Origin of the sequence: Streptomyces sp. SAI-127, assembly GCF_029894425.1 — a bacterium.
Lineage (GTDB): Bacteria > Actinomycetota > Actinomycetes > Streptomycetales > Streptomycetaceae > Streptomyces.
On the sequence record NZ_JARXYJ010000001.1, the window covers coordinates 4,926,188 to 4,950,218 of the forward strand.

The window sequence follows — 24,031 nt, forward strand, 5'->3', positions numbered from 1 at the left end:
GGGTACCGGAGGGCGGCCGATCAGTAGCCCGACGGCCGCACCAGCCCCGACTCGTACGCGAACACCGCCGCCTGCGTACGGTCCCTGAGGCCCAGTTTCACCAGGATGCGGCCCACGTGGGTCTTCACCGTCTGCTCGGCCACCACGAGCCGGCCGGCGATCTCCGCGTTCGACAGGCCCTGCGCGATCAGGGCGAGGACCTCCGTCTCCCGCTCGGTCAGCTCGCCGACCCGGCTCTTGAGCGGGGAGCGGGGCCGGTTGTCCAGGCGGGAGAACTCGGCGAGCAGCCGCCGGGTGATGCCGGGCGCGAGCAGGGCGTCCCCGGCCGCCACCACCCGCACGGCCTCGGCGAGCTGCTCCGCGGAGGCGTCCTTCAGCAGGAACCCGGACGCGCCGGCCCGCAGCGCCTCGTAGACGTACTCGTCGAGGTCGAAGGTGGTCAGCACCAGGACCCTGATCTCCGGGCGCTCACCCGTGATGCGGCGGGTGGCCTCGATGCCGCCCAGCTCAGGCATCCGGATGTCCATCAGGACCACGTCCGGGACGAGTTCGGTGACCTTGGCGATCGCGTCGAGCCCGTCGACCGCCTGCCCGATCACCTCGATGCCGGGCTGCGCGCCCAGCAGCACGCTGAAGCCCTGCCGGACCATCTGCTGGTCGTCGGCGATCAGTACGCGGATGCTGTCGCTCGTGCCACTCGTCATGCGGTGTCGTCCTTCGGGTCGGTGAGCTGGGCGGGCACGCCCGGGGGTGCCGTCGGAAGATACGCGGCCACCTCGTAGCCGCCGTCGGGCCGGGGGCCGGCGCGCAGGGTGCCGCCGAGCATCGCGGCCCGCTCCCGCATGCCGAGCAGGCCGTGCCCCGCGCCCGGGGAGGACGGCACGCTGCGGGTGGGCCGTGAGTTGACGACCCGCACGTCCACCCCGTGCACGTAGTGGACGAGCGCTACGGAGGCGGTCGCGCCGGGCGCGTGGCGCAGGACGTTGCTCAGCGCCTCCTGCACGATCCGGTACGCCGACAGGTCCACGCCGGGCGGCAGCGGCCGCCGGGCACCTCGCACGTCGACCTCGACGGCCGTTCCGGCCGCCCGGGTGTTCTCCACCAGCGCGTCGAGCCGGTCGAGGGTGGGCTGCGGGGCGTGCGGCGCGGTGCCGGTGGCGGGGTCGGCTGACTGCTCCGGCGTCTCGGGGTGCTCGGCCCGCAGCACGCCCAGGACCCGGCGCAGTTCGGTCAGCGCCTCCAGCGCGTTCTGCCGGATGCCGTCGAGGTTCTCCTGGAGTTCCGCGGACGGGTTCTCGACGAGGTGCGGGGCGACCTGGGCCTGGATCGAGATGACGGACATGTGGTGGGCGACGACGTCGTGCAGTTCGCGCGCGATACGGCTGCGCTCCTCCAGCAGGGTGCGGCGGGCCCGCTCCTCGGCGGTGAGGGTGGTCTGCTCGACGAGCGCCGTGCTGGCCTCCCGTCGGCCGCGCAGGGCGGTGCCGAGCACCACCACCACGGTGAACAGGATGACTGCGAGCACCCCGGTGGGCTGGAAGTCGGCCGCGCCCAGCACGCCCTCGATGAGGTACGTGAGAAGCAGGGTCACCGCCAGCGCCTCGACGGCCACGCGCGTGGGCACCCGCAGGGCGAGCAGCAGCAGCACGGCCATGTGCCCGATGAGTCCGGCGGAACTCCAGGGCCAGGTGAAGTCGTGCGCGCCGCCGGCCAGCAGCTGGCGGCGCACCTCGATGGCGCCGACCACCATGGCGATGGTCGAGAACCACCACGCCGGGACGGGCCGCCACAGTGCGAACACGACGGCGAAGCCCTGTGCGAGACCGATCGCGAAGGCGAGCGTGAGCCCCACCCCGCCGTTGTCCGAGAGTTCCCCCACGGCGCCGACCGTGACCCCGAAGGCCACCATGCACACCACACCGTGCGGCAACCACCGCAGCCACACCGACGGAGGCAGCGGATCGACCCGCAGCGTGCACAGGTCGGTGCGCAGCACCCGCAGCCAGCGCAGAAGACGCCCCACGACCATCTGTTGAACCCCCGTACCCCTCACGCCGACCACCCTAGGCACGACGCGCCTCCTTCGCTGCGGCCGCCTCCGTACGGCGGTGGACACGGATCACTCGTGACGGACGGCCGCCGACCCTGCGCGGCCCCTGCTCGAAGGACCGGAAGGCCGACCAACACACCGCCAGGGCGAGGACGAACACCGGGAGCCAGGCCAACCGGGCCGCCACCCAGCCCAGTCCGTCGGGGACGGTGTGCAGGCCGGGCAGCCGGGCCCGCGGCGAGGCCGGTGGCCGTGGTGGCCATCAGCGCCGTCTGATGCCAGAGGAAGATCGTCATCGCGGAGAGGTTGACGAACGCCACCGCCGCCCAGACCGGAGGACGTCGCATACCCCGGCGCAACCGGTCGCGCAGCAGCAGAGCGAGGCCGCACTGGGCCAGCCCGAAGGTGACGGCGGCCAGCGTCGGCGGGTTCAGGTTGGAGACGGAGGCGCCCGGCACCCCGACCATCGACGCCGGATATCCCGCCCACCCGACGAGCACCGCGGTCACCACCGCACCGCCCCCGAACAGCAGCCATCCGACGCGCCGCCCCTCCAGCTCGCCCCGCGTCCACGCGGCTCCCAGGGTGTACGGCACCAGCCAGCCGGCCGCCAGGTTCACCCAGCCGAGCCAGTCCGGGCCGCCGAGCCCGAAGCGCACGATGTCCACGTGCAGGACGACGGCCAGCGGCCACAGCGGGTGGAGCCGCAGCAGCAGCGGGGTCGCCGCCGTCAGAGCGCTGAAGACCAGGAGGAACCACATCGGGGACAGGGCGAGTTTGACCAGCGTGCGGACCGTCTCGAACTGAGCTCCCGTCAGCAGCAGGGCCGTCGCCGCCACCGTCCACAGGGCGAGAAGGACGGCCACCGGCTTGAAGAGCCGCGAAAGACGGCTCGTCAGCCACTGTCCGTACGTCGTCCCGCGGGCCCGTGCCGAGGTGTAGCCGCGTGTCGCCACATGGCCGCCCACCAGGAAGAACACGGCCAGGGTCTGGAAGGCCCAGGAGATCGGGGCCAGCCAGGGCATCTGCTGCAGCGGGCTCGCGGTGTGCAGGGCGCCACCGTCGGCGACGAGGGCCGTCACCAGCCAGTGGCCGAGGACGACGCCGAGGATCGCGAAGGCGCGCAGGGCGTCGACGGCACGGTCCCGCTCGGGGGGTGTCGCCGCGTCGATCCGGTCGGCGGCCCTGCGTATGCCGTCCGCGCCGTGGCTTATGCCGTCGCGTACGCCGCCCCGGGTGCGGTGGGTCTCAGGCACGGGTCACCTCCACGGTGTCTCCGAGGACGATCCGGGCGAGGTTGGTCAGGGAGACCGAGCCCGGTCTGAAGTAGTCGCTGTGGCCGCCCTCGCCGGCGGCGAAGACGTGGGCGCCGAAGGCCGGGGAGACCGGGTCGGTGCCGAAGCCGACGGTGACGCCGAAGAGATCGGTCCTCACATGGGGGACCTCGCCGACCCAGTCGTCCACGCCCCTGGCCGCCCAGATCCGGGCGGGGGTGTGCAGGGCAGCGGCGGTGTCCGCGCCGGTGCCGGGGCTGCCGACGAGGGCCAGGTCGTCGATGTCCAGGTGGCTCGCGGCCCTGGCGCACACGACCGTGCCGTAGGAGTGGCAGACGAGGGAGACGGTGGTGGGGCGGCCTACGACGCCCTGGAGCCGGCGTATGAACGCCCGCAGGTGGGGGGCCGCTTCGTCCGCCCTGTCCGTGGTCAGGACCGTGGTGCTGACCGTGTCCGGGGTGCGGTAGCCGAGCCAGGCGACCACCGCGGTCCGGGTGCCGTGGGGGGCGGTGCGGGTGAGTTGCCGCTGCAGGGCAGCCGCCGTCGCCCGGAAGCGGTCGTAGGTGTCCAGGGAGGTGTCGGAGCCGGGCACCAGGACGGCCACGTGGTCGGCGCGGGCGAGGTCACCGAAGACCTCTGTCGCCCTTCCCGGGCCCCGGCCGTCGAAGGTGAGCAGGTGGCGGGTGGGGGCGGCCAACTTCTTGTCCATCGCGGCGCGGTGGTTGTCGCCGTGGGCCGCGGCCATGCGGGCGGCCTCGGTGGCGTTGGCGCTGTTGGCGGCGTAGATCTCGTCGAGGTTGGTGGCGGTGGGCTTCGGGAGGGCGGCAGGGGGCGGGGCCGGGATCTCGGGGCGGGCCGCTGCGGAGAGAGGGGCCACCACCGCCACGGTGATGAGGGTGGCGAGGAGGGCCCGGCGCCATCTGTGGGAGCGCCGGCCGTCCCCCCTGTGCCGCCGCGCGTCACCGCGGCCCTCGCGCCAACCCCTCCAGCTGCTCCCCACAGTCCCCGTCCCTCCCCGTCCGCCCGGCCATCGGGCGTGTCTGGAAGGGAAGTTACGGAGCGGAGGCTGTCGTCCGCGTCACGCCAGGGAGCTCTTCGGAGTCGTAGCTCTCAGGTATTACGGGTATCACCGGGAGGGGACAGACAGGCGCCGTTGAGGGGGCGGACAAGCGCCCGGAGGGGGCGGCCAGGCCCCGGAATCCGACGTCACCACGCCAACTGAGCGATCTCCTCCGCCACCACCGCGCACGCGTCCGCCGCCGGGTCGATCAGGGGGAAGTGGCCGACGTCCTCCAGCAGCGTCAGGCCCACCACCTCGCCCGCCTTGGCCGCCGCGTCCGCGTACGCCTCGGCGACCGCCTGCGGGACGACCGTGTCGGCACGGCCCTGGACGAGCGTGGTCGCGATGCCCGTGGGGAGCAGCAGGGCGGGGTCGGCGTACGGCAAGCGGGCGGTGAACACCTCTTCCCCGCCGAGGAGTTGACGGCACGCCCCGCCGCACACGTCCAGCTTCTCGGCGACCGTGAAGTCGGCGATCGGGGCCAGGGCGACGACCCCGCGCAGGGGAGCGGGGCGGTCGGTGCGCCAGGCGGCGTCCTCCGGCAGGAGATGCCGGGCCGCGGCCCACAGCGCGAGGTGACCGCCCGCGGAGTGACCGGTGACCACCATGCGGCGCGGGTCGGCCTGCGGCAGGAACTCCCGTACGAGCGCCGGAAGCGCGTCCATCGCGGCGGCCACGTCGTCGAAGGTCTCCGGCCAGCGCCCGGCGACGGGGCCGACGTCACCGGTCCCGGCGGCAGCGCCCTGTCCCGGAATGGACACCCCGCCCCGCCGGTACTCCACATTGGCCACCGCGAACCCACGCCGCGCCAGGAAGTCCGCGAACGGAGTCACATGGCGCCGGTCGTACGGCGCCCGCCACGCCCCGCCGTGCAGGACGACGACCAGCGGCGCGAGGCCGCCCCCGGGAGACAGCGCCTCGCGCGGGGCGTAGAAGTCGATCACCTGGTCGGGGTCGGCGCCGTACGCCGCGGTGGCGTCGGGAGCGACCGCCGCGTGCGAGAAGGCCGACTCCTCCTCGGCCGCGGCACGGGCTTCTGCGGCGGCACGGGCTGCGGCGTCGTCCGGCATGCTCCAACCTCTCAGCGGTGAAACGGATCTGACGGACCGTGAAAGCATCCTGGAAGGGAATCCGGCCGTTGGCCGGGACGCTATCAGGCCGATGACGTGCGCGGACACGGGGATGTCACGCTCGGTGAGGGTCAAACGGTTCCACGCCCTCCTCACCACCGGAACGGCCCCCCCGGCCCGCGCCACGCCGAGCGATCAGCGGACGAGCGTCTCCCCCAGCACCCGCGCCGCCCGCTCCACGTCCGCGAACCCGACGTACAACGGCGTGAACCCGAACCGCAGCACGTCCGGGTGCCGGAAGTCGCCCACCACGCCCCGCTCGATGAGCCGCTTCATCACCTCGCCCGCGTCCTCGCAGCGCAGCGCGACCTGGCTGCCCCGCTCCCCGTGGGCCAGGGGCGTCACACACTCGACGCGGCCCTCACCGACGTACGACGAGACGCACTCCAGGAAGAAGTCCGTCAGGGCGAGGGACTTGGCGCGCACCGCCTCGACCGAGACCCCGTCCCAGACCTCGAGGGCGGCCTCCAGGGCGAGCATGGAGAGGATGTCGGGTGTGCCCACGCGGCCCCGCAGCGCGCCCTCGGCAGGTGCGTAGGACGGACTCATGCCGAAGGGGTCGGCGTGCGAGGTCCAGCCCGGCAGCGGGGAGTCGAAGCGGTCCTGGAGCTCGCGGCGCACATAGAGGTACGCCGGTGACCCCGGGCCTCCGTTCAGGTACTTGTAGGTGCAGCCGACCGCGAGGTCGACGCCGTGCGCGTCGAGACCGACCGGCAGGGCGCCCGCGCTGTGGCACAGGTCCCAGACGGCGACCGCGCCCGCCGCGTGCACGGCGGCCGTGAGACCGGGCAGGTCGTGCAGGCGCCCGGTGCGGTAGTCGACGTGGTTGAGCAGAACGGCCGCCGTACGGCCGCTCAGCACGCCCGGCACCCCCGCCGGGGTCACCGCCCGCAGGGTGCAGCCCGTCATCCGGGCCGCGGACTCGGCGATGTACCCGTCCGTGGGGAAGGTGGTCGCGTCCACGATCACCTCGTCGCGACCGGAGTCCGGGCCGCCCGCGAGCCGCACGGCACCCACAAGTGCCTTGAACACGTTGACACTTGTCGAGTCGCCGACCACGATCTGCCCGGCCGCCGCCCCGACCAGCGGGGCGACGAGGTCACCGATCCGCTCGGGCGCGGTCCACCAGCCGCTCTCGTCCCAGGACCGGATCCTGAGTGAGCCCCACTGACGGCGTACGACGTCCTCGACCCGCCCCGGGACGGCGGCAGGGAGCGCGCCCAGTGAGTTCCCGTCGAGATACACCACGTCGTCGAGCACGAACCGGGAGCGCACGCCCGCCAGCTCATCACCCGCGTCCAACTCCTGGGCCTTGAAAGTGAGGTCAGACATGGGACCGGGCCGTCCACAGCTCCGGGAACACGTTCTTCTGCGCGCGCTTCTCCAGCCAGGCCACCCCGGCGGAGCCGCCCGTGCCGGCCTTGGCGCCCATCGCGCGCCGGGTGGCGACGAGATGGTCGTTGCGCCAGCGCCACACCAGCTCGGCGACATCGGTCAACGCCTCACCCAGGCGGGCCAGTTCGTCGTTCTCGGGGCCGGAGTAGAGGGCCGTCCAGGCGGCCTCGACCTCCTCCGACGGCTCGTACCGGCGCGAGACGTCCCGGTCCAGGACAGCGGAAGGGATCGCGTGCCCGCGCCGCGCGAGCAGCCGCAGCACCTCGTCGTACAGGCTCGGCTCGTGCAGCGCCTTCTCCAGCTCGGCGTGGACCCGGGGCGCGCCCCGGTGCGGGACGAGCATGGACGCGGACTTGTCGCCGAGCAGGAACTCCATGCGGCGGTACATCGCCGACTGGAAGCCGGAGCCCTCGCCGAGCGCCGAGCGGTAGGAGTTGAACTGCGCGGGCGTCAGCTGGCCGAGCGGCTTCCAGGAGGCGTTCAGCGCCTCCAGCTCCCGTACGGAACGCTTCAGCGCGGCAACGGCCGTGGGCACGTCGTCGGAGCGCAGCGCACCCGCCGCGGTCTCCCACTCGTGCACGATGACGGTGAACCACAGCTCCATGACCTGGGTCGTGACCAGGAAGACCATCTCTCCGGGATCGTCGGAGAGGGTGTGCTGGAGGTGGGTGAGCACGTCCGCCTTGACGTAGTCCTCGTACGGCGTCGTGCCTTGGAAGTCGAGATGCGGGGTCTCCGGCTCCTGCGCTTCATGAGCCTCATGGGACGACATCGCTGTCTCCTGTTGTGTACTCCGGGTAGCGGTCCGCCCTGCCGTTACCGACACGGGGCCCCGGTCCCCGCCGGGCATCTTCTTCCATGCTCCGTGGAAAAGGCAAGGCCCGCCTGGTCACACAGGCGGGCCCGGAAAGCGGTGACGGATCAGCCCAGCGTCTCGGCCGCCGTGAGCGAGGAGTCCTTCAGGAACTGCGAGCAGCGCTCGTACTCGGCCTGCTCACCGATGGCACCGGCGGCACGGGCGAGGCCGTGCAGGGCGCGCAGGAAGCCGCGGTTCGGCTCGTGCTCCCACGGGACCGGCCCATGGCCCTTCCAGCCGTTGCGGCGCAGCGAGTCCAGGCCGCGGTGGTAGCCCGTACGGGCATAGGCGTACGACTCCACGACGCTGCCCCGCTCGAACGCCTCGTCGGCCAGCTGGGCCCAGGCCAGCGAGGAGGTCGGGTACTTCGCGGCGACATCCGCGGGGGCGGTGCCGTTCGCCAGGAGCTCACGGGGCTCCGGGTCGTCGGGGAGGTGGGTCGGGGGCGGGCCCCCGAGAAGGTTCTCGTGAATCGACATGGGTCCAGTCTCCCTCGCGGAAGGCGGTGTTTCGTCTGCGGGTGCGTTCGGCTGGTCGCAGACGGCCTACGACAGTCGCCCCCGTGTCCGCTCGCCCTCCAGCGGCGGCGACAGCACGGCCCCGTACGTGCGGCACTCCGGCCGACGACACCCCGCCGGAAGCGACCGTACCGTCGCGAAGGCCACCACGGACCCCACCACCAGCACCCCCGCGCACACCGTCATCGCCCGCCCGAACGCATTGTCGAACGCCGTAGGCGATCGGTACGCCTCCTCCCCCATCCCCGTGACCAGTGGCAGCGCGGCCACCGCGATCAGCCCCGCCGCCCGGGCGGCCGCGTTGTTGATGCCGCTGGCCAGCCCGGCCCGCGAGGCGTCCACCGAGCCCAGCACGGTCGCCGTCAGCGGGGCGACCAGCGTGACCATGCCGGTGCCCAGGACCATCAGCGCGGGCAGGATGTCGGCCAGGTACGAGGCGTCCGGGCCGACCCGCAGCATCAGCAGCATCCCGGCGGCGCACAGCAGCGGGCCGACGGTGAGCGGGATGCGCGGCCCGATGCGGTCGGCCAGGGCGCCCGAGCGGGCGGAGAACAGCAGCATCAGGACGGTCGTCGGCAGCAGGGCCGTACCGGCCTGGAGAGCCGAGTAGCCCACCACCACCTGGAGCTGGACGGCGCCCAGGAAGAAGAACCCGCCGAAGGCCCCGTACACACACAGGGTCACCAGGTTGACCGCGGTGAACTGGCGGGACGCGAAGATCCCGAGCGGCATCATCGGGTCGGGACGGCGTTTCTCGACGGCGACGAAGGCCACCCCGGCGGCCACGCCCGCGACCGCCGTGACAGCGACCAGCAGGGACCCGGAACGCGCCTCGATCAGCGCGTACGTCACCAGCGCGAGCGCCAGCGCGCCCAGGACCGCGCCGAGCACGTCGAAGCGCCCGTGGTCGCCGCGGCCGTCCGCGGACTCGGGAACATGCCGTACGGCGATCGGCGCGCACAGCAGGGCCAGCGGGACGTTGAGCAGGAACACCCAGCGCCAGCCCGGACCGTCCACCAGCCAGCCGCCCACGAAGGGGCCGACGGCCGCCCCGACACCGCCGAACCCGGACCACAGGCCGACGGCCCGGCCCCGGTCGTCGGGGTGGAAGGAGGCCTGGATCAACGCCAGCGAACCCGGTGTGAGCAGGGCGCCGCCCACCCCCTGGAGGGCACGGGCGGCGACGAGGACGGGCGCGTTCGGAGCGAGGCCGCACAGCAGGGAGGCGGCCGCGAACCACACCACCCCGACGACGAAGACCTTGCGGCGGCCGTACCGGTCCCCGAGGGAGCCGCCGAGCAGGATGAGCCCGGCCAGCGTCAGCATGTACGCGTTGACCGTCCACTGGAGGGCGGCGAGGTCGGCGTCCAGGTCGCGGCCGATGGCCGGCAGGGCGACGTTGACGACGGTCGAGTCCAGCAGCGCCATGCTGGAGCCGAGGACGGTGGTGAGCAGGATCCACTTGCCTTGCGGCGAGGCCAGCCGGACATCGGGCATGCCCCCAGGTATACAGCGAGCCCGGTGCCGTAGCACCGGGCTCACCGTAAACAGCCGCAACGGGCCTTACTTGATCTTCGTGCCCGCCGAGCGCAGGTTCTGCGTCGCCTCGACGACACGGGCGGCCATCGAAGCCTCGGCCAGCTTGCCCCAGGTGCGCGGGTCGTAGGTCTTCTTGGAGCCGACCTCGCCGTCGACCTTCAGGACGCCGTCGTAGTTGCGGAACATGTGGTCGGCGACCGGACGCGTGAAGGCGTACTGCGTGTCGGTGTCGATGTTCATCTTGACGACGCCGTTCTCCAGCGCGGTGCGGATCTCCTCCTCCGTGGAGCCGGAGCCGCCGTGGAAGACGAAGTCGAACGGCTGGGACCCGGCCGGCTTGCCGAACTTGGCGGCCACGCCGTCGTTCAGCTGCTTCAGCAGGTCGGGGCGGAGGACGACGTTGCCCGGCTTGTACACACCGTGGACGTTGCCGAAGGAGGCGGCCAGCAGGTAGCGCCCCTTCTCACCGAGCCCGAGGGCCTCGGCCGTACGGATCGCGTCGTCGACGGTCGTGTACAGGGAGTCGTTGATCTCGTGCGAGACACCGTCCTCCTCGCCGCCGGTCGGGGTGATCTCGACCTCGAGGATGATCCTGGCGGCGCGGGCGCGCTCCAGGAGCTCCTGGGCGATGGAGAGGTTGTCGGCGAGGGTCTCCGCCGAGCCGTCCCACATGTGCGACTGGAACAGCGGGTTGCCGCCGGCCTTCACGCGCTCCTCGGACACGGCGAGCAGCGGGCGTACGTACCCGTCGAGCTTGTCCTTGGGGCAGTGGTCGGTGTGCAGCGCGACGGTGACCGGGTACTTCTCGGCGACGATGTGCGCGAACTCCGCGAGGGCCACGGAACCCGTGACCATCTCCTTGCTGTACTGGCCGCCCAGGAACTCGGCACCACCGGTCGAGATCTGGATGATGCCGTCGCTCTCGGCCTCCGCGAAGCCGCGCAGCGCAGCGTGCAGGGTCTGGGTCGAGGTCACGTTGATGGCCGGGTAGGCGAACTTGCCCGCCTTCGCCCGGTCGAGCATTTCGTTGTAGACCTCAGGGGTTGCGATGGGCATCTGTCCGCTCCTTGTATCTGCGGGTTGGCGTACTGCGTGCTTACGGCCCTGACCTAGACCTTGTGTGGGGGTTCGACGTCATCGTCGGCCTCATCTTTCCAGACTTGGCCGGATGGTCCATCCCGCGGTCAGTCCAGGCCCAGCTCGTCCTTCGAGTACGCGAAGCGGTACGGCACTCCCGCGCCCTGCTCGATCTTCTCGGCGGCGCCGGTGGCCCGGTCGACGATCGTGGCGACGGCGACGACCTCGGCGCCCGCCTCGCGCACCGCCTCGACCGCGGCGAGCGGGGAGCCGCCGGTGGTGGAGGTGTCCTCGACGACCAGCACCCGGCGGCCCGCGATCTCCGGGCCCTCGACCCGGCGCTGCAGGCCGTGCGCCTTGGCGGCCTTGCGGACGACGAAGGCGTCCAGGCGCCTGCCGCGCGCGGCGGCCGCGTGCAGCATGGCGCCGGCGACCGGGTCGGCGCCCATGGTCAGTCCGCCCACCGCGTCGAACTCCAGGTCCGCGGTCAGGTCCAGGAGCACCTGTCCGACCAGCGGCGCCGCCTCACCGTCGAGGGTGACGCGGCGCAGGTCGACGTAGTAGTCGGCCTCCAGACCCGACGACAGGGTCACCTTGCCGTGCACCACGGCCTTGTCCTTGATCTGCTGCAGCAGCTCGCCGCGTGTGCCTGGCGGCATTACTTCGTTGACGTCCGTCATGCCTGTCAGCTTAGATGCGGCGCCAGGTCCACGTGGTCGTGGCTTCCAGCGGCTCCAGCGGCGTGACCAGGCGCGGCAGGGTGTTCAGGCCGTTGGGCGGCCCGGTCTGCGGCTCCACGCAGACGGCGGCCTCCTGCTCGTCGTACACCACGACCCATTCCTCGCGGCTGGCGACCTTCAGCTCCAGCTGCCCGGGCCAGGTGAGCGTGACGTCGACGCCGCCGGGCATGCCGAAGCAGTCGTCCCAGGGGCTCGGCTTCGGCTCGACGCGGTTGCCGGTGGGCAGGTGGTCGTCGCCGCGCTCCTCCTGCCAGGCGGCGGTGAAGTCGAGCCGGACCGGCTCGCCGCCTTCGAGGGTGCGGTTGAACCAGGGGTGCCAGCCGATCTGGGCCGGGAAGGAGGAGTCGTACGTCTCCACGGACATCGTGAGCGTCAGGGCGTCCGGGGTGAGCGCCGCGATCTGGGTGACGCGGCCCGCGTAGGGCCAGGGCTTGACGAGGTCGTACGTGAGGACGGCCTCGTCGGTGGACGCGCGGGCGATGCTCCACGCGCCGTCGCGGGCCGTGCCGTGGATGGCGTGCGGGGGAGAGTTGAGCGGCATCTGGTGGACGTCGGCGCCGTCACGGAACCGTCCGTCCCGGATGCGGCCGCACCAGGGGACCATGGGGAAGCAGCCGAAGCGCTCTCCCTGCCGCAGCAGTTCGACGCCTCCGACCCGAAGTCCCCCGACCCGTCCACCGTTTCCCGGCTGCAAGGTCACTTCCGCGTCGCCCGCGGTCAGTGTGATGTCTTCTTGGCTCACGGGACGACACTACTCAACGGCGTTTTCTCAGTACCCGGGTGACCACGATCGCCGATGCCAGGACCACTGCCGCCGCCGGGGCCGCCCAGCGGAGGGCCGCTCCCGAGGCCACGGTCTGGGGGGCCGGGACGGGGGCGTAGCGGCCCCTCGGCGGCGCGTGGTCGACCTCCTCCGCGCTGCGGCCGATCATCGTGCGACGGGCGTGGGCCGCTTCGGCCGGGGGGTTGGCGGGTTCCGTGAAGTCGTCGGCCGGGGGTGCCGGGGGCTCCACGGGCTCGGGAGTCTCCACGGCCTCCGGTGTCTCCGGATCCTCCTCCGATTGCTCGGGCGTCTCCTCCGATTGGTCGGGCTTCTCCTCAGTCTGCTCTTCCGTCTCGCCCAGGGCCTCCGCGAAACGGTTCAGCAGCCGTACGACCGCGGAGCCCACCGCGTCCTGCGGGAGTTCCGTGACGCGGCCGTCCGCTGTGGCCGTGCCGTCGAAGGTCAGGGTCGTGCCACCCTCCGTGTCGCGCAGGCGGAGGGTGAGGGCGAGGGTGACCGAGCCGGTGCCGCGGGTCTCGGTGGCGTCGCCCTCGACGGCGTAGGAGCCGTCGTCACGGCCGGTGACGCGTACCGAGCCGCGGTAGGTGACGGAGTGGCTGCCGACCCGCACCTTCAGGCGCCCGGCGACGGGATCCGCGCCGGCGTCCTGCTGGAGCCCGGGAACCGCCCGGGCGACCCTGACGGGATCCCCCAGGGCCTCCCTCAGCCGCTCGACCGTAACCGGAACGAACACCTCATGCTCCATGGTTGCCGAGCCTACCCAGGGGGGACGGTCATGCGCCCCCGTTGGTGGAAAGTGACCGTGCCCTTCGGTCTCAGTAGCGCGGATGCACCAACGTCGACGCCGGCAGCCCTGCGATCCGGGTCGCCTCCGCCGCCCTCCGCGCCGCCCCCAGGGACTCCCGCGTCAGGGTCACCGGCCGCGGCCCCCGGGCGGCCAGGCCCAGTGCCGGGCGTGCTCTCTCCGAGGCGAGCACGAAGCCCCAGTCGCGCGGTGCGCGGGAGGCGCGGGCCGTGCGGTCGGGGCCCGCGGCGAAGCCGGAGTCGCGGCCGCCGACGCGGTAGGGGGTGGTGTGCAGACCCGCCGCACGCATCGTCGACTCCACCGTCCAGAAGACCCGGGGGCGGGAGGAGACCGGTCCCGCGTGCACGACGAGACGGCCCTCGGGGGCCAGGACGCGGCGGACCAGGCCGTAGAACTCCTCCGCGTACAGCTTGGTGCTGGCGGTGATGCCGGGGTCGGGCAGATCGGCGATCACCACGTCGTACGACGGCACGGGCGCCGCCGTCCGCAGCCGGCGGAACGCGTCCGCGGTGGTCACCCGCACGCGCGCGTCGCCGTACACATGGCCGTTGAGCCGGGACAGCGCCGGGTCGCGGCGGGCCAGGTCCACCACCGCGGGGTCGATCTCGACGATGTCGGCCCGCCGTACGTCCGGGTACCTCAGCACCTCGCGGGCGGCGAGGCCGTCGCCGCCGCCGAGGATGAGCACGCGCGCGTGTGGACCGTCCATCGCGGGGGCGACGAGGGCCTCGTGGTAGCGGTGCTCGTCACGACCGCTGACCCTCAGGCGGCCGTCGAGGTAGAGGTCGAGGGGGCGGCCGTCGGTGCCACCGGTGAGGACGACCTCCTGGATGCCGGTCTGGAGGGCGACGCGCACGTCCGTGCCGTAGACCGCCTCGCGCGCGGCCCGCTCGAAGTCGTCGACGAGGACGGCGGCGGTGGCGAGGACGCCGAGCACGGCGAGGTTGGCGGCCAGCAGCAGCCAGCGGGCCCGGCGGGTCAGGTCGCGGCGGAACAGGCCGAGGACCAGGGCGCCGCCCGCGACCGCGTTGACCGCGCCGGTGAGCATCGCGCCGGTCAACTGGCCCAGCAGCGGCAGCAGGAGGAAGGGGAAGGCCAGGCCGCCGACCAGCGCGCCGACGTAGTCCGCTGCGAACAGGTCGGCCACCGCGCCGCCCGCGTCCTGGCGGCGGATGCGCTGGATCAGCTCCATCAGCAAGGGGACTTCGGCGCCGATGAGCAGACCGATGGCGAGGGAGAAGGCGACCAGGAGCCAGCGCGGACCGCTCGCCCACAGTCCGCCCCAGTCGCCGGTCCACGCGAAGACGGCGTACAGCGCCATCGCGCTGCACCCGCCGACCAGCGCGAGCAGCGCCTCGATCGCGCCGAAGGCGGCCGCCGCGTGCCAGCGCAGCCGCTTGGCGACGAGCGAGCCGATGCCCATCGCGAAGACCATGACGGACAGCACCACGGAGGCCTGGGTGACCGAGTCGCCGATCAAGTACGAGGCGAGAGCGACCAGTTCGAGCTCGTACACCAGTCCGCAGGCCGCGCAGACGAAGACACAGGCGAGGACGAGGAAGCGGCCCGTGCCGGGGCGGACGGGCAGCCGCGCAGGCCCGGCCCAGGGCGGCGGAGCGCCGGGCGGGGCGGGGGCGTGCGGCTCGATCACGTTGCGACGGTACGTCACGGATGCGGCACGCTTCGTCACCCACACGTGTGGAACTGAGGAGCAACCGGGGAACACGGGTTTGGAGCAGCCGGGGGAAGGCGGGTTTGCGTGGCTCAACCCGATGTCCCGACCGGGACCCGGACACCGACCCGCGTCCGCGTGGCCACCAACTGCCCGTCCTGCGGATACGCGTGCCAGGTCCGCCAGTGCACCTGCCCGTCGTACTGCTGGGCGAGCAGCGCCGTGAACGCGAGCGGGCTACCCGGGAAAACCCCCGCCAGCCCGTTCGGATGGTCGGACACCAGCGCCAGCAACTCCTGTGCGCGTCCCGAGAACTGACCCGGTGACAGCGCCTCGACGCGTGCGGCGAACTCGTACTCCCAGTCCCCCACCCGCTTGGCCACGCCCAGCGGCAGCGGCGTACTGCTGCCTGCGATGCACGCGACCGTCTCCGAACACATGCCCCGATCCTCCTCCAGGAGCACTTGGTGGGACGCGCCGAGGAGTCTCAACTGAAGCTTCGCCCCGCCGATTTCGAGGTCGAGCGTGGCCAGGGCGGGCAGCGGCTCGCGCCCCAGGGCCCAGGCGAGGTCGGCCGCGCGCGTGTCGGTGTACGAGGTGTTCAGGGTCGTGAGCATGGGTCGGCTCCGCTAGCACGCAAAGAAAGGGTGGTGTGGGGTTCCGGCACACCCGGGCGACTGTGGGGGGATCGGCCCGGTCAGCGCAGTCGGGAGGTCAGGACGGGTCCGTAGGACGTCCGAGGGGGCTGCGTTGGTGATTTAGAGGGAATCATGAACGGTGGCGCCACCACAGCGTTTTTACCCAACTTCGTGGCGTTTCCATCCCTCCGTGGGCTCCCCAGCTCATCTGTTCAACTACGGCGTGCGCCACGGCGGCCAGAGCGTGCGCCGGAGCACCGGAGTGAAAAAGCGACAAGCGGGGGCGCGCGTCAACGCGACAAGCGGGGGTGCGCGTCCCGACCCAGGTCCGGACCCACACCCCCGCGTTCCCCCGCTCCCCCGTCTCCGGATGCGGTTCCCCCCTGCCGGAGCTCAGCTGCCCCGTGTCAGCTGCCTCCCCCGCATCCGCCCCCGCCGCCGCAGGACGACCCGCCACCACAGGACGACCCACCGCCGCAGGAGTGCCCACCGTGGTGGCCGCCGCCACCGGAGTCCGATCCGCCCCCGTCTCCCCCGGCCCACCAGCTGCTGCCGGCCGCGCCGGCGCCGCCGCTGTGGGCCCGCATACGCCGACGCGTCGAGCCGTTCCGGAACACCGTGGCCACCACGCCCACGAGGCACAGGACCAGGACCAGGAACACCGCCAGGATGATGCCGATGACCATGGCTCACCCTCCTTCCGTTACCCCCCGAAGCGACCCCCCGTGGGCGCCTCGCCGGTTGCGTGAGCTGGAGATGCCCCTCTGCCTCACGGGCCAAAGCAGAGTTGAGGAACTTCAGAGGCTTCTCTCAGGCCAACGGCCCCTGACCTGCACATAAGGGCAGTTCAGGGGCCGTCCGTGTGTCACTGGGCCGTCTGGGCCGTCTGGGCCGTCTGGGCCGTGATCTTGCCCAACGATTGTTCAAACTCCGAGGTGTCCCCCGTCGCCGGAGCCGAGAAGGGAGTTCGTGAGCCGGCGTTCGACAGCGGAGGGCAGGGACCACAGCTCGGCACGCCGCCTTCGGTCCTCCGAGCCCTGGCGGGCGGCGCGGCGGATACCGGACACGGCCAGGACCAGGGCGGCCAGGGACACGGCGAGCCCGGTCCCGAGGAGTGCACCGGCGAGTACGCCGCCGTCCGCCAGGGCGAACGGAAGCGCGACCCCGAGGCAGAGCGTGCCGAGGCCGCCGAGGACGGAAACCATCCACCACAGTGGCGTGAGCGGGTGCTCGTCGCGCAGGTGGTCGACCAACTGCCGGTCGGTGGGACGCCGCCGCGGGTGCTCTCCCGCGGCAAGGAACAGCTCGGCCCGCCCACGCAGCGCCCACACCGCGTGCACTCCCACCCATACGACGGGCAGCACGAACAGCGTCACCAGCACCGAACCCGCCTGGATCGCCCGCGACACCGACACCCAGCCGGAGGCGTCGGCGACCACGGACGCCACGGCGGCTCCCACGCATACGACACCCGCCGCGCTCGTGACCACGAGCCACCGCCGGGCCCCACGCACCCGAGCGCTGAGAGGGAACTCGACCGCGTCCAACGTGTTCTCCAATCGATGACCGCAGGTACTCTACGCAGCGCTCCGACGCGAACAAGGCTCGCTGCGCTCGCTCGTCCAGTGGTCGACGTCGATCTTCGACCGCCGGCTGTCCGCGCCTTCTGTCGGCACCGGCCTCCGACGTCGCAGGGCCGCGTCGGGCCGTATGGGGGCCGTCCGAGGGCGGCCGATGCCATCAGACGACGACAGTTGTTGAGGAACTGCGGCGCTTGGGCGCAGGATGACCGGCATGACCTCCAGCGCGCGCCCCCTGCTCAACCGCCGTCTCGCCGAGTTCGGGACGACGATCTTCGCCGAGATGTCCGCCCTGGCCCTGCAGACCGGATCGATCAACCTGGGCCAGGGCTTTCCCGACACGGACGGCCCCGAGGAGATCAGGGAGGCGGCCGTACGGGCGCTGCGGGACGGGCGGGGCAACCAGTACCCGCCGGGCCCGGGCGTCCCGGAGCTGCGCACGGCGGTCGCCACGCACCAGGAGCGCCGCTACGGCCTGGTCTACGACCCCGACACCGAGGTCCTGGTCACCGCCGGAGCCACGGAGGCCATCGCCGCCGCACTGCTCGCCCTGGTCGAGCCCGGTGACGAGGTCGTCGCCCTGGAGCCGTACTACGACTCCTACGCGGCCTGCATCGCGATGGCGGGCGGGACCAGGGTCCCGGTCACCCTGCGGCCGCACTTCGACGGGGGTGCCGGCTTCCGTCTCGACCTCGACGAGCTGCGCGCCGCGGTGACCGACCGGACCCGGCTCCTGCTCATCAACACCCCGCACAACCCCACCGGCACCGTCCTCACCCGCGAGGAGCTGACGGCGATCGCCGAACTGGCCGTGGAGCGGGATCTGCTGGTGGTCACGGACGAGGTGTACGAGCACCTGGTCTTCGACGAGGCCGAACACCTGCCCCTGGCGACCTTCCCCGGGATGCGGGAGCGCACGGTCTCCATCGGTTCCGCCGGCAAGACCTTCTCCTTCACCGGCTGGAAGGTCGGCTGGATCACGGCGGCACCCGGCCTGGTCTCGGCGGTCCGCTCGGCGAAGCAGTTCCTGACCTACGTCTCCTCCGGACCGTTCCAGTACGCGGTCGCCGAGGCGCTCGCCCTCCCGGACAGCTACTTCACCGCCTTCCGCGACGACATGCTCGCCAAGCGGGACCTGCTGGCGGGCGGCCTGGCGGAGGCCGGTTTCGGGGTCTTCAAGCCGGCCGGCACCTACTTCATCACCACCGACATCCGCCCCCTGGGCGAGAGCGACGGCTTCGCCTTCTGCCGCGCGTTGCCCGAGCGCGCGGGCGTCGTCGCCATCCCGAACGCGGTCTTCTACGACCACCGGGAGGAGGGGGCGCCGTTCGTGCGGTTCGCGTTCTGCAAGCGCACGGAGGTCCTGGCGGACGCGGCGGATCGGCTCCGCAAGGCGTTCGCGCATTGACGCCCCTGAGGCCGCCCTCTCGTCCGCGACCAGCCCGGAAACGCCTCCCGGTACATGTACGACCGCAGCTCTACGGCGTCCTTCCCGCTGTACCCGCGGCTGCCCTCGCCGGGCCCGTCAGGCCCCACGGTGGCTTCGAGAAAACCGAAAAGTTACCCACAGGCTGTGGATGGGGCCCGCGGGCGGCCCGCTCGGCCGGCTCGCCTACGTGCTGTGCGTGCGCCGCTGGGGCTCGCGCCTCGATGTCGGCCGGGCTCCCTGCGCCCCGTACCGCACCCTTCCCGCTGCTGCCGCCGCTAGCGCGAACGCTGATACGGACGGCCACAGCCCGGCCCGGCACGCCGCCGTGGTGGCCGCGCGCCCTGGCCGGGCTGTCGTTCGCCCACGGTGCGTACCTGGTCGCGCCGATACGCCCCGGTAGCGGGAGGACGCCTACTCGTCGTCCTCGGGCTTCTCCGCGTCGTTGACGTCCTCCTCGAGGCCGAGCTGTTCGACGAGCCACTTGTCGAACTCGATGGCGGCGCGCACCCAGCTGACGGTCGAGGAGACGAAGTGCTCCAGGCTGACGCCGGTGCCGATGAGCATCTGCGCCTCGCCGATCAGACGGACGGTGCCGTCGTCATGGGTGTGGCTATAGACCTTGGGCCACAGGGTGCGCCGGTTCCAGTCGTCGATGGACTCCAGGAGCAGCGGCTTCTCGTCGATCTGGTGGGGCCGGTCGTAGAACGTCCGCACCGAGAAGACCTGCTGGTCGCCCTCGCCGCGGAACATGAAATACGTACGGAACTGCTCCCACGGCGCCGCGAGGTCACCCTCGTCGTCGACGACATACTTCAGCTCCATCTGGTCGAGGAGCTGCTTCACAAGATCCTGATCCGGGACGACGGGGCCCGCCGGTCCTTGCTGCGGCTCGGGCTGGCCCCCGAAGTTCGGAATCGAGGACGGGTCGATGGTCACCGTGAATTTCCCTTCGTACGGATTACGCCATCCTCCCCCATCCGGGGAGGGGGGTGGCAAGCCCAGACGGAACCGGTCCCCCCAGGGCTGACATGATCCGGTCAGCCACAGAAAACAGAGGTCGAAGAAACGGGGAACACATGGCACAGGCGCAGACCGAGACGGTGACGGAAGAGGTCCGGCCGGGCAGGACCAGATGGGGCGTGTTCACGGCGATCCTGGCCGTGCCGGCACTGGTGGTGGCGGGCCTGATCGCGCTGCTCGTCGCCTGGCTGTTCACGGACGACTCGGTCGACGCGGGCGTCCGGAAGGTCTCGTGCGCCGAGGCGTTCGCCTACGGCGGGGCGAAGCCGCCGACCGGGGCGCGCGACCTCACGTGTGTGCTGGAGGCCGCGCAGGACCCCCGGTACGAGGCCCGCTTCCGGCTGCGGCGCGACGAGGTGAGCGCCTGGGTGGCGGCCAGCTACCCGGACGGTCCGGGACTGCGGAACGTGCAGTGCGGCGGCGGCGCCGACATCGAGGCGTGCATGAACCGGGGTCCGGTCGCCGGGCAGAGCTCCTCCGTACAGGTGGAGGTCACCTACGACGGGTCGAACTGGTCCGAGGTGCGGTTCGTGGCGTTCACGCTGTGACGAGGGGGCGCCGCCGCCCCCTCGTCACCATGACGCTCAGAGCGTCTTGCCGGTCGCCGGTCCCACGATCAGGCCGTCGCCGAAGGCGTCCACCCGGACCGTGTCGCCGTCCTTGACCTCGCCGGACAGGATCTCCTTGGCGAGGCGGTCGCCGATGGCGGTCTGGACCAGGCGGCGCAGCGGGCGGGCCCCGTAGGCCGGATCCATGCCCTCGACGGCGAGCCAGTCCAGGGCCGCGTCGGTGACCTCCAGGGTGAGCCGGCGCTCGGCGAGACGCTTGGCGAGCCGGTCGATCTGGAGACGCGCGATCCGGCCCAGCTCGTCCTTGGTGAGGGCCGAGAAGACGACCAGGTCGTCGAGCCGGTTGAGGAACTCCGGCTTGAAGGAGGCCCGGACCACCTCCAGGACCTGTTCCTTCTTCTCCGTCTCGCTGGTGATGGGGTCGACCAGGAACTGGCTGCCGAGGTTGGACGTCAGCACCAGGATGGCGTTGCGGAAGTCGACCGTACGGCCCTGACCGTCAGTCAGGCGCCCGTCGTCCAGCACCTGGAGCAGGATGTCGAAGACCTCCGGGTGCGCCTTCTCCACCTCGTCGAGGAGCACGACGCTGTACGGCCGCCTGCGCACCGCCTCGGTCAGCTGACCGCCCTCCTCGTAGCCGACGTAGCCGGGGGGCGCGCCGACGAGCCGGGAGACGGTGTGCTTCTCGCCGTACTCGCTCATGTCGATGCGGACCATCGCCCGCTCGTCGTCGAAGAGGAAGTCGGCGAGCGCCTTGGCGAGTTCGGTCTTGCCGACGCCGGTGGGGCCGAGGAAGAGGAAGGAGCCGGTCGGCCGGTCGGGGTCGGAGATACCGGCCCGGGTGCGCCGTACGGCGTCGGAGACGGCCCGCACGGCCTCGCTCTGGCCGATGAGCCGCTTGCCCAGCTCCTCCTCCATGCGCAGCAGCTTCTGCGTCTCGCCCTCCAGCAGGCGGCCCGCCGGGATGCCGGTCCAGGCGGCGACGGTGTCGGCGATGTCGTCGGAGCCGACCTCCTCCTTGACCATGGTGTCCTTGGAGACTTCCTCCTCGGCCTCGGAGGCGGCCTCCAAGTCCCGTTCCAGGGTGGGGATCTCGCCGTAGAGCAGCTTGCTGGCGGTGTCGAAGTCGCCGTCGCGCTGGGCGCGTTCGGCCTGGCCGCGCAACTCGTCCAGCTTTTCCTTCAGTTCACCGACCCGGTTGAGGGACTGCTTCTCCTTCTCCCAGCGGGCGGTCAGGCCCCGCAGCTCCTCCTCCTTGTCGGCGAGGTCGCGGCGCAGCCGCTCCAGGCGCTCGCGGGAGGCCGGGTCGGTCTCCTTGACCAGCGCGAGCTCCTCCATCTTCAACCGGTCGACACCGCGCTGGAGTTCGTCGATCTCCAGGGGCGAGGAGTCGATCTCCATTCGGAGGCGGGAGGCCGCCTCGTCCACGAGGTCGATGGCCTTGTCGGGCAGGAAGCGGGAGGTGATGTACCGGTCGGAGAGGGCCGCCGCGGCCACCAGCGCGCTGTCGGCGATCTGGACCTTGTGGTGGGCCTCGTAGCGCCCCTTGAGCCCGCGCAGGATGGCGATGGTGTCCTCGACCGTCGGCTCGGCCACCAGCACCTGCTGGAAGCGCCGCTCCAGGGCGGGGTCCTTCTCGATCCGCTCGCGGTACTCGTCGAGGGTCGTCGCACCCACCATCCGCAGCTCACCGCGGGCCAGCATGGGCTTGAGCATGTTGCCGGCGTCCATGGAGGAGTCCCCGCCGGCGCCCGCACCCACGACCGTGTGCAGCTCGTCGATGAAGGTGATGATCTGCCCGTCGGAGTCCTTGATCTCGGCGAGGACGGTCTTCAGCCGCTCCTCGAACTCACCGCGGTACTTGGCGCCGGCGACCATGGCGCTCAGGTCGAGCGACACCAGCCGCTTGTCCTTGAGCGACTCGGGCACGTCCCCCTTGACGATCCGCTGGGCGAGCCCCTCGACGACGGCGGTCTTGCCGACGCCGGGCTCACCGATGAGGACGGGATTGTTCTTCGTACGGCGGCTGAGCACCTGCACGACCCGGCGGATCTCCTGGTCGCGGCCGATGACGGGGTCGAGCTTGCCCTCCCGTGCGGCGGCGGTGAAGTCGGTCCCGAACTTCTCCAGGGCCTTGTACTGCCCCTCGGGGTCGGCGGTGGTCACCCTGCGCCCTCCTCTGGCCTTCTGGAAGGCGTCGACCAGCTTCTTCGGGGTGGCCCCCTGCTGGGTGAGCACGTCGGCGGCCGGTCCGCCCTTGGCGGCGATGCCGACGAGCAGGTGTTCGGTGGAGAGGTACTCGTCACCGAGGTCGTTGGCGCGGGCCTGCGCGTCGGCGATGACGGAGAGCAGGTCGCGGTTGGGCTGCGGCGGCGCGACGGTGGACCCGGCCACGCTGGGCAGCGAGCCGAGCACCTTCTCGGCCCCGGCCCGCACGGCGGCCTGGTCGGCGTCGACGGCGGCGAGCAGATCGACGATGTTCTCGTTGTCCTGCCCCTGGAGCAGAGCGAGGAGCAGGTGGGCGGGGGTGAGGTCCGGGTGTCCCTCGGTCACGGCCCGGTTGCTGGCCGCGTTGATCGCGTCCCGGCTCCGGTTGGTCAGCTCGGCATCCACGTGTCCGTACTCCTCCTCGGTGTCAGCTCCTGTACCGACTCCTGTTACTGACTCAGTCAGCGTACATAAAGTTGAGTCTATTCCACTCAAGGCAGTGTGCGGGAGGAATGGGGGACTAGCTTCCCGGCATGACCTCCTACACCCAGGATCCGGGTGCCCCGGACCCGTCGTTCCTCAGCTTCTGGCGGGAACGGCATCTGTGCACACTGACGACACCGCGCCCGGACGGGAGCCCGCACGTGGTGCCCGTCGGGGTGACATACGACCCGGAGGCCCGTCTTGCTCGGGTGATCGCGAGCCGGACGAGCGCGAAGGTACGGCACGTGCTGGCGGCCGGCGAGGGCGGGGCGGCGGTGGCGGTGTGCCAGGTGGCGGGGCCGCGGTGGGCGACGCTGGAGGGGCGGGCGCGGGTCCGCACGGAGCCGGAACGGGTCGCGGAGGCGGTGCGGCGATACGCCGAGCGCTACGAACGGACCCCGGCGCCGAACCCGCTGCGGGTGGTCATCGAGATCTCGCTGACGGGTGCGATGGGACGTTTCTGAGCCAGGGGCCGACCATCCGATACCCGGAAATGTCCCCAAAAACTGCAGCGGCGTCACCGTGTTCAGGTCACGGTGACGCCGCTGCGGGGGGAAGCACCTGCGCGATCTGTTACGACGGGGGAATCGCGTCAGGCACTGCGGGGGGTGGCTGAGATGGTCCGCGGGGTGGGGGTTTCCGGTTCCACCAGCCGATGGTCTCGTTGGTCCAGATTCACAAAGATCATTCCGTACCGAATGGCACACCGAACGGGCTGCGGCGCCCCCCGAGGCCGCCGCAGACACCGGTACGCCCGCACGTCCTCGTCCTCGTCCCGCGTGACGACCACCGGTTCGCCGAAGACGGTCACCATCAACGAGTCACCGGGGTGGGGGATCGCGGTGACGAGGTCGATGAAGTGCCAGCCGGAGCGGTAGGCGGTAGCCATTTCTCTGCGGAAGGAGCGGTCGTCGGGTGGAGTAGTCATGTCAGTCCCAGACCGTGTCCGCCGGGAATGTCTGCGCCTCGTCACCGACGACCACGGTCTCTGCGGCCTCGGCGCCACCCACTCCATGAACGTCGCTCTTCGCGCCGGAGAGGCCGGCGAGTGCGCCGAGAGCCAGAACGGCGGAGAAGGCGGCGACAAGCACCGAGCGAAGCATTCTGTTACGCATAGTCGGCTTCGTCCTCACTTGAAGGTCCCCTTTTCCCCCGTCGAGTAAGACGATGGCTCATTCGGGCACGTCATGGCCACACGAACGGT

Annotated in this window: 23 protein-coding genes and 1 pseudogene; 3 read left to right on the top strand and 21 right to left on the bottom strand. The window is 71.7% G+C overall.

What is annotated here, in order from left to right:
* Positions 1–20: 20 nt before the first annotated feature.
* The 17 genes and pseudogenes from M2157_RS22500 to M2157_RS22580 form a co-directional block, all read right to left on the bottom strand.
* Complete coding sequence (locus tag M2157_RS22500; protein WP_280863457.1) at positions 21–704, bottom strand: response regulator transcription factor; 684 nt, start codon at positions 702–704, stop codon at positions 21–23.
* Positions 701–2,029, bottom strand: coding sequence for a sensor histidine kinase (locus M2157_RS22505; RefSeq protein ID WP_280863458.1), 1,329 nt, complete (start codon positions 2,027–2,029; stop codon positions 701–703). The genes M2157_RS22500 and M2157_RS22505 overlap by 4 nt, the downstream gene beginning before the upstream one ends.
* A 34-nt stretch (positions 2,030–2,063) precedes the next feature.
* Positions 2,064–3,264, bottom strand: a pseudogene (locus M2157_RS22510) (acyltransferase).
* Positions 3,265–3,298: 34 nt separating this feature from the next.
* Entirely contained in the window at positions 3,299–4,201 is a 903-nt protein-coding gene (locus M2157_RS22515; RefSeq protein ID WP_280866067.1) for an alpha/beta hydrolase, read from the bottom strand.
* A 329-nt stretch (positions 4,202–4,530) separates the two neighbouring features.
* Complete coding sequence (locus tag M2157_RS22520) at positions 4,531–5,454, bottom strand: alpha/beta hydrolase (RefSeq protein WP_280863461.1); 924 nt, start codon at positions 5,452–5,454, stop codon at positions 4,531–4,533.
* Between the two features lie 195 nt (positions 5,455–5,649).
* Positions 5,650–6,846, bottom strand: coding sequence for a kynureninase (gene kynU, locus M2157_RS22525; protein ID WP_280866068.1), 1,197 nt, complete (start codon positions 6,844–6,846; stop codon positions 5,650–5,652).
* Entirely contained in the window at positions 6,839–7,681 is an 843-nt protein-coding gene (locus tag M2157_RS22530; RefSeq protein WP_280863463.1) for a tryptophan 2,3-dioxygenase family protein, read from the bottom strand. Before M2157_RS22530 ends, kynU begins: the two co-directional genes overlap by 8 nt.
* Before the next feature lie 149 nt (positions 7,682–7,830).
* On the bottom strand, positions 7,831–8,244 hold the full coding sequence (locus M2157_RS22535; RefSeq protein ID WP_057614715.1) for a DUF3151 domain-containing protein: 414 nt from the start codon (positions 8,242–8,244) through the stop codon (positions 7,831–7,833).
* 66 nt (positions 8,245–8,310) lie between these two features.
* The gene (locus M2157_RS22540; protein ID WP_280866069.1) at positions 8,311–9,780 is read right to left on the bottom strand and encodes an MFS transporter; all 1,470 of its coding nucleotides are present in this window, start codon (positions 9,778–9,780) and stop codon (positions 8,311–8,313) included.
* Between the two features lie 66 nt (positions 9,781–9,846).
* Positions 9,847–10,878 (bottom strand): class II fructose-bisphosphate aldolase, encoded by a 1,032-nt coding sequence (fbaA, locus tag M2157_RS22545; protein WP_280863465.1) that lies wholly within the window; start codon positions 10,876–10,878, stop codon positions 9,847–9,849.
* A 128-nt stretch (positions 10,879–11,006) separates the two neighbouring features.
* Positions 11,007–11,579 carry an orotate phosphoribosyltransferase gene (gene pyrE / locus M2157_RS22550; protein ID WP_280863466.1) on the bottom strand — a complete coding sequence of 191 codons (573 nt, stop codon included), beginning with the start codon at positions 11,577–11,579 and terminating at the stop codon, positions 11,007–11,009.
* A 10-nt stretch (positions 11,580–11,589) separates the two neighbouring features.
* On the bottom strand, positions 11,590–12,381 hold the full coding sequence (locus M2157_RS22555) for an aldose 1-epimerase (protein WP_280863467.1): 792 nt from the start codon (positions 12,379–12,381) through the stop codon (positions 11,590–11,592).
* 13 nt (positions 12,382–12,394) lie between these two features.
* Positions 12,395–13,168, bottom strand: coding sequence for an SRPBCC domain-containing protein (locus tag M2157_RS22560; RefSeq protein ID WP_280863468.1), 774 nt, complete (start codon positions 13,166–13,168; stop codon positions 12,395–12,397).
* A gap of 70 nt (positions 13,169–13,238) precedes the next feature.
* Entirely contained in the window at positions 13,239–14,879 is a 1,641-nt protein-coding gene (locus tag M2157_RS22565) for a polyamine aminopropyltransferase (protein WP_280863469.1), read from the bottom strand.
* A gap of 113 nt (positions 14,880–14,992) precedes the next feature.
* Positions 14,993–15,517 carry a DUF2617 family protein gene (locus M2157_RS22570; protein WP_280863470.1) on the bottom strand — a complete coding sequence of 175 codons (525 nt, stop codon included), beginning with the start codon at positions 15,515–15,517 and terminating at the stop codon, positions 14,993–14,995.
* A gap of 428 nt (positions 15,518–15,945) precedes the next feature.
* Positions 15,946–16,224, bottom strand: coding sequence for a hypothetical protein (locus M2157_RS22575; RefSeq protein WP_280866070.1), 279 nt, complete (start codon positions 16,222–16,224; stop codon positions 15,946–15,948).
* A gap of 237 nt (positions 16,225–16,461) precedes the next feature.
* Positions 16,462–16,998 carry a hypothetical protein gene (locus tag M2157_RS22580; RefSeq protein ID WP_280863472.1) on the bottom strand — a complete coding sequence of 179 codons (537 nt, stop codon included), beginning with the start codon at positions 16,996–16,998 and terminating at the stop codon, positions 16,462–16,464.
* A 325-nt stretch (positions 16,999–17,323) separates the two neighbouring features.
* On the opposite strand from M2157_RS22580, the gene M2157_RS22585 reads away from it, so the two are divergent.
* Positions 17,324–18,526 (top strand): pyridoxal phosphate-dependent aminotransferase, encoded by a 1,203-nt coding sequence (locus tag M2157_RS22585; RefSeq protein WP_280866071.1) that lies wholly within the window; start codon positions 17,324–17,326, stop codon positions 18,524–18,526.
* Between the two features lie 432 nt (positions 18,527–18,958).
* Here M2157_RS22585 and M2157_RS22590 read toward each other — a convergent pair whose 3' ends face one another.
* Positions 18,959–19,483, bottom strand: coding sequence for a YbjN domain-containing protein (locus M2157_RS22590; RefSeq protein ID WP_059209028.1), 525 nt, complete (start codon positions 19,481–19,483; stop codon positions 18,959–18,961).
* A gap of 140 nt (positions 19,484–19,623) precedes the next feature.
* On the opposite strand from M2157_RS22590, the gene M2157_RS22595 reads away from it, so the two are divergent.
* Complete coding sequence (locus tag M2157_RS22595) at positions 19,624–20,115, top strand: hypothetical protein (protein WP_280866072.1); 492 nt, start codon at positions 19,624–19,626, stop codon at positions 20,113–20,115.
* Between the two features lie 36 nt (positions 20,116–20,151).
* On the opposite strand, the gene clpB is transcribed toward M2157_RS22595, so the two are convergent.
* On the bottom strand, positions 20,152–22,749 hold the full coding sequence (clpB, locus tag M2157_RS22600) for an ATP-dependent chaperone ClpB (protein ID WP_280863475.1): 2,598 nt from the start codon (positions 22,747–22,749) through the stop codon (positions 20,152–20,154).
* A 128-nt stretch (positions 22,750–22,877) separates the two neighbouring features.
* On the opposite strand from clpB, the gene M2157_RS22605 reads away from it, so the two are divergent.
* Positions 22,878–23,291, top strand: coding sequence for a TIGR03618 family F420-dependent PPOX class oxidoreductase (locus M2157_RS22605; protein WP_059209025.1), 414 nt, complete (start codon positions 22,878–22,880; stop codon positions 23,289–23,291).
* Between the two features lie 128 nt (positions 23,292–23,419).
* On the opposite strand, the gene M2157_RS22610 is transcribed toward M2157_RS22605, so the two are convergent.
* Complete coding sequence (locus tag M2157_RS22610) at positions 23,420–23,755, bottom strand: hypothetical protein (protein WP_028809089.1); 336 nt, start codon at positions 23,753–23,755, stop codon at positions 23,420–23,422.
* A gap of 1 nt (position 23,756) precedes the next feature.
* Complete coding sequence (locus M2157_RS22615) at positions 23,757–23,942, bottom strand: hypothetical protein (RefSeq protein WP_280863878.1); 186 nt, start codon at positions 23,940–23,942, stop codon at positions 23,757–23,759.
* Positions 23,943–24,031 lie beyond the last annotated feature (89 nt).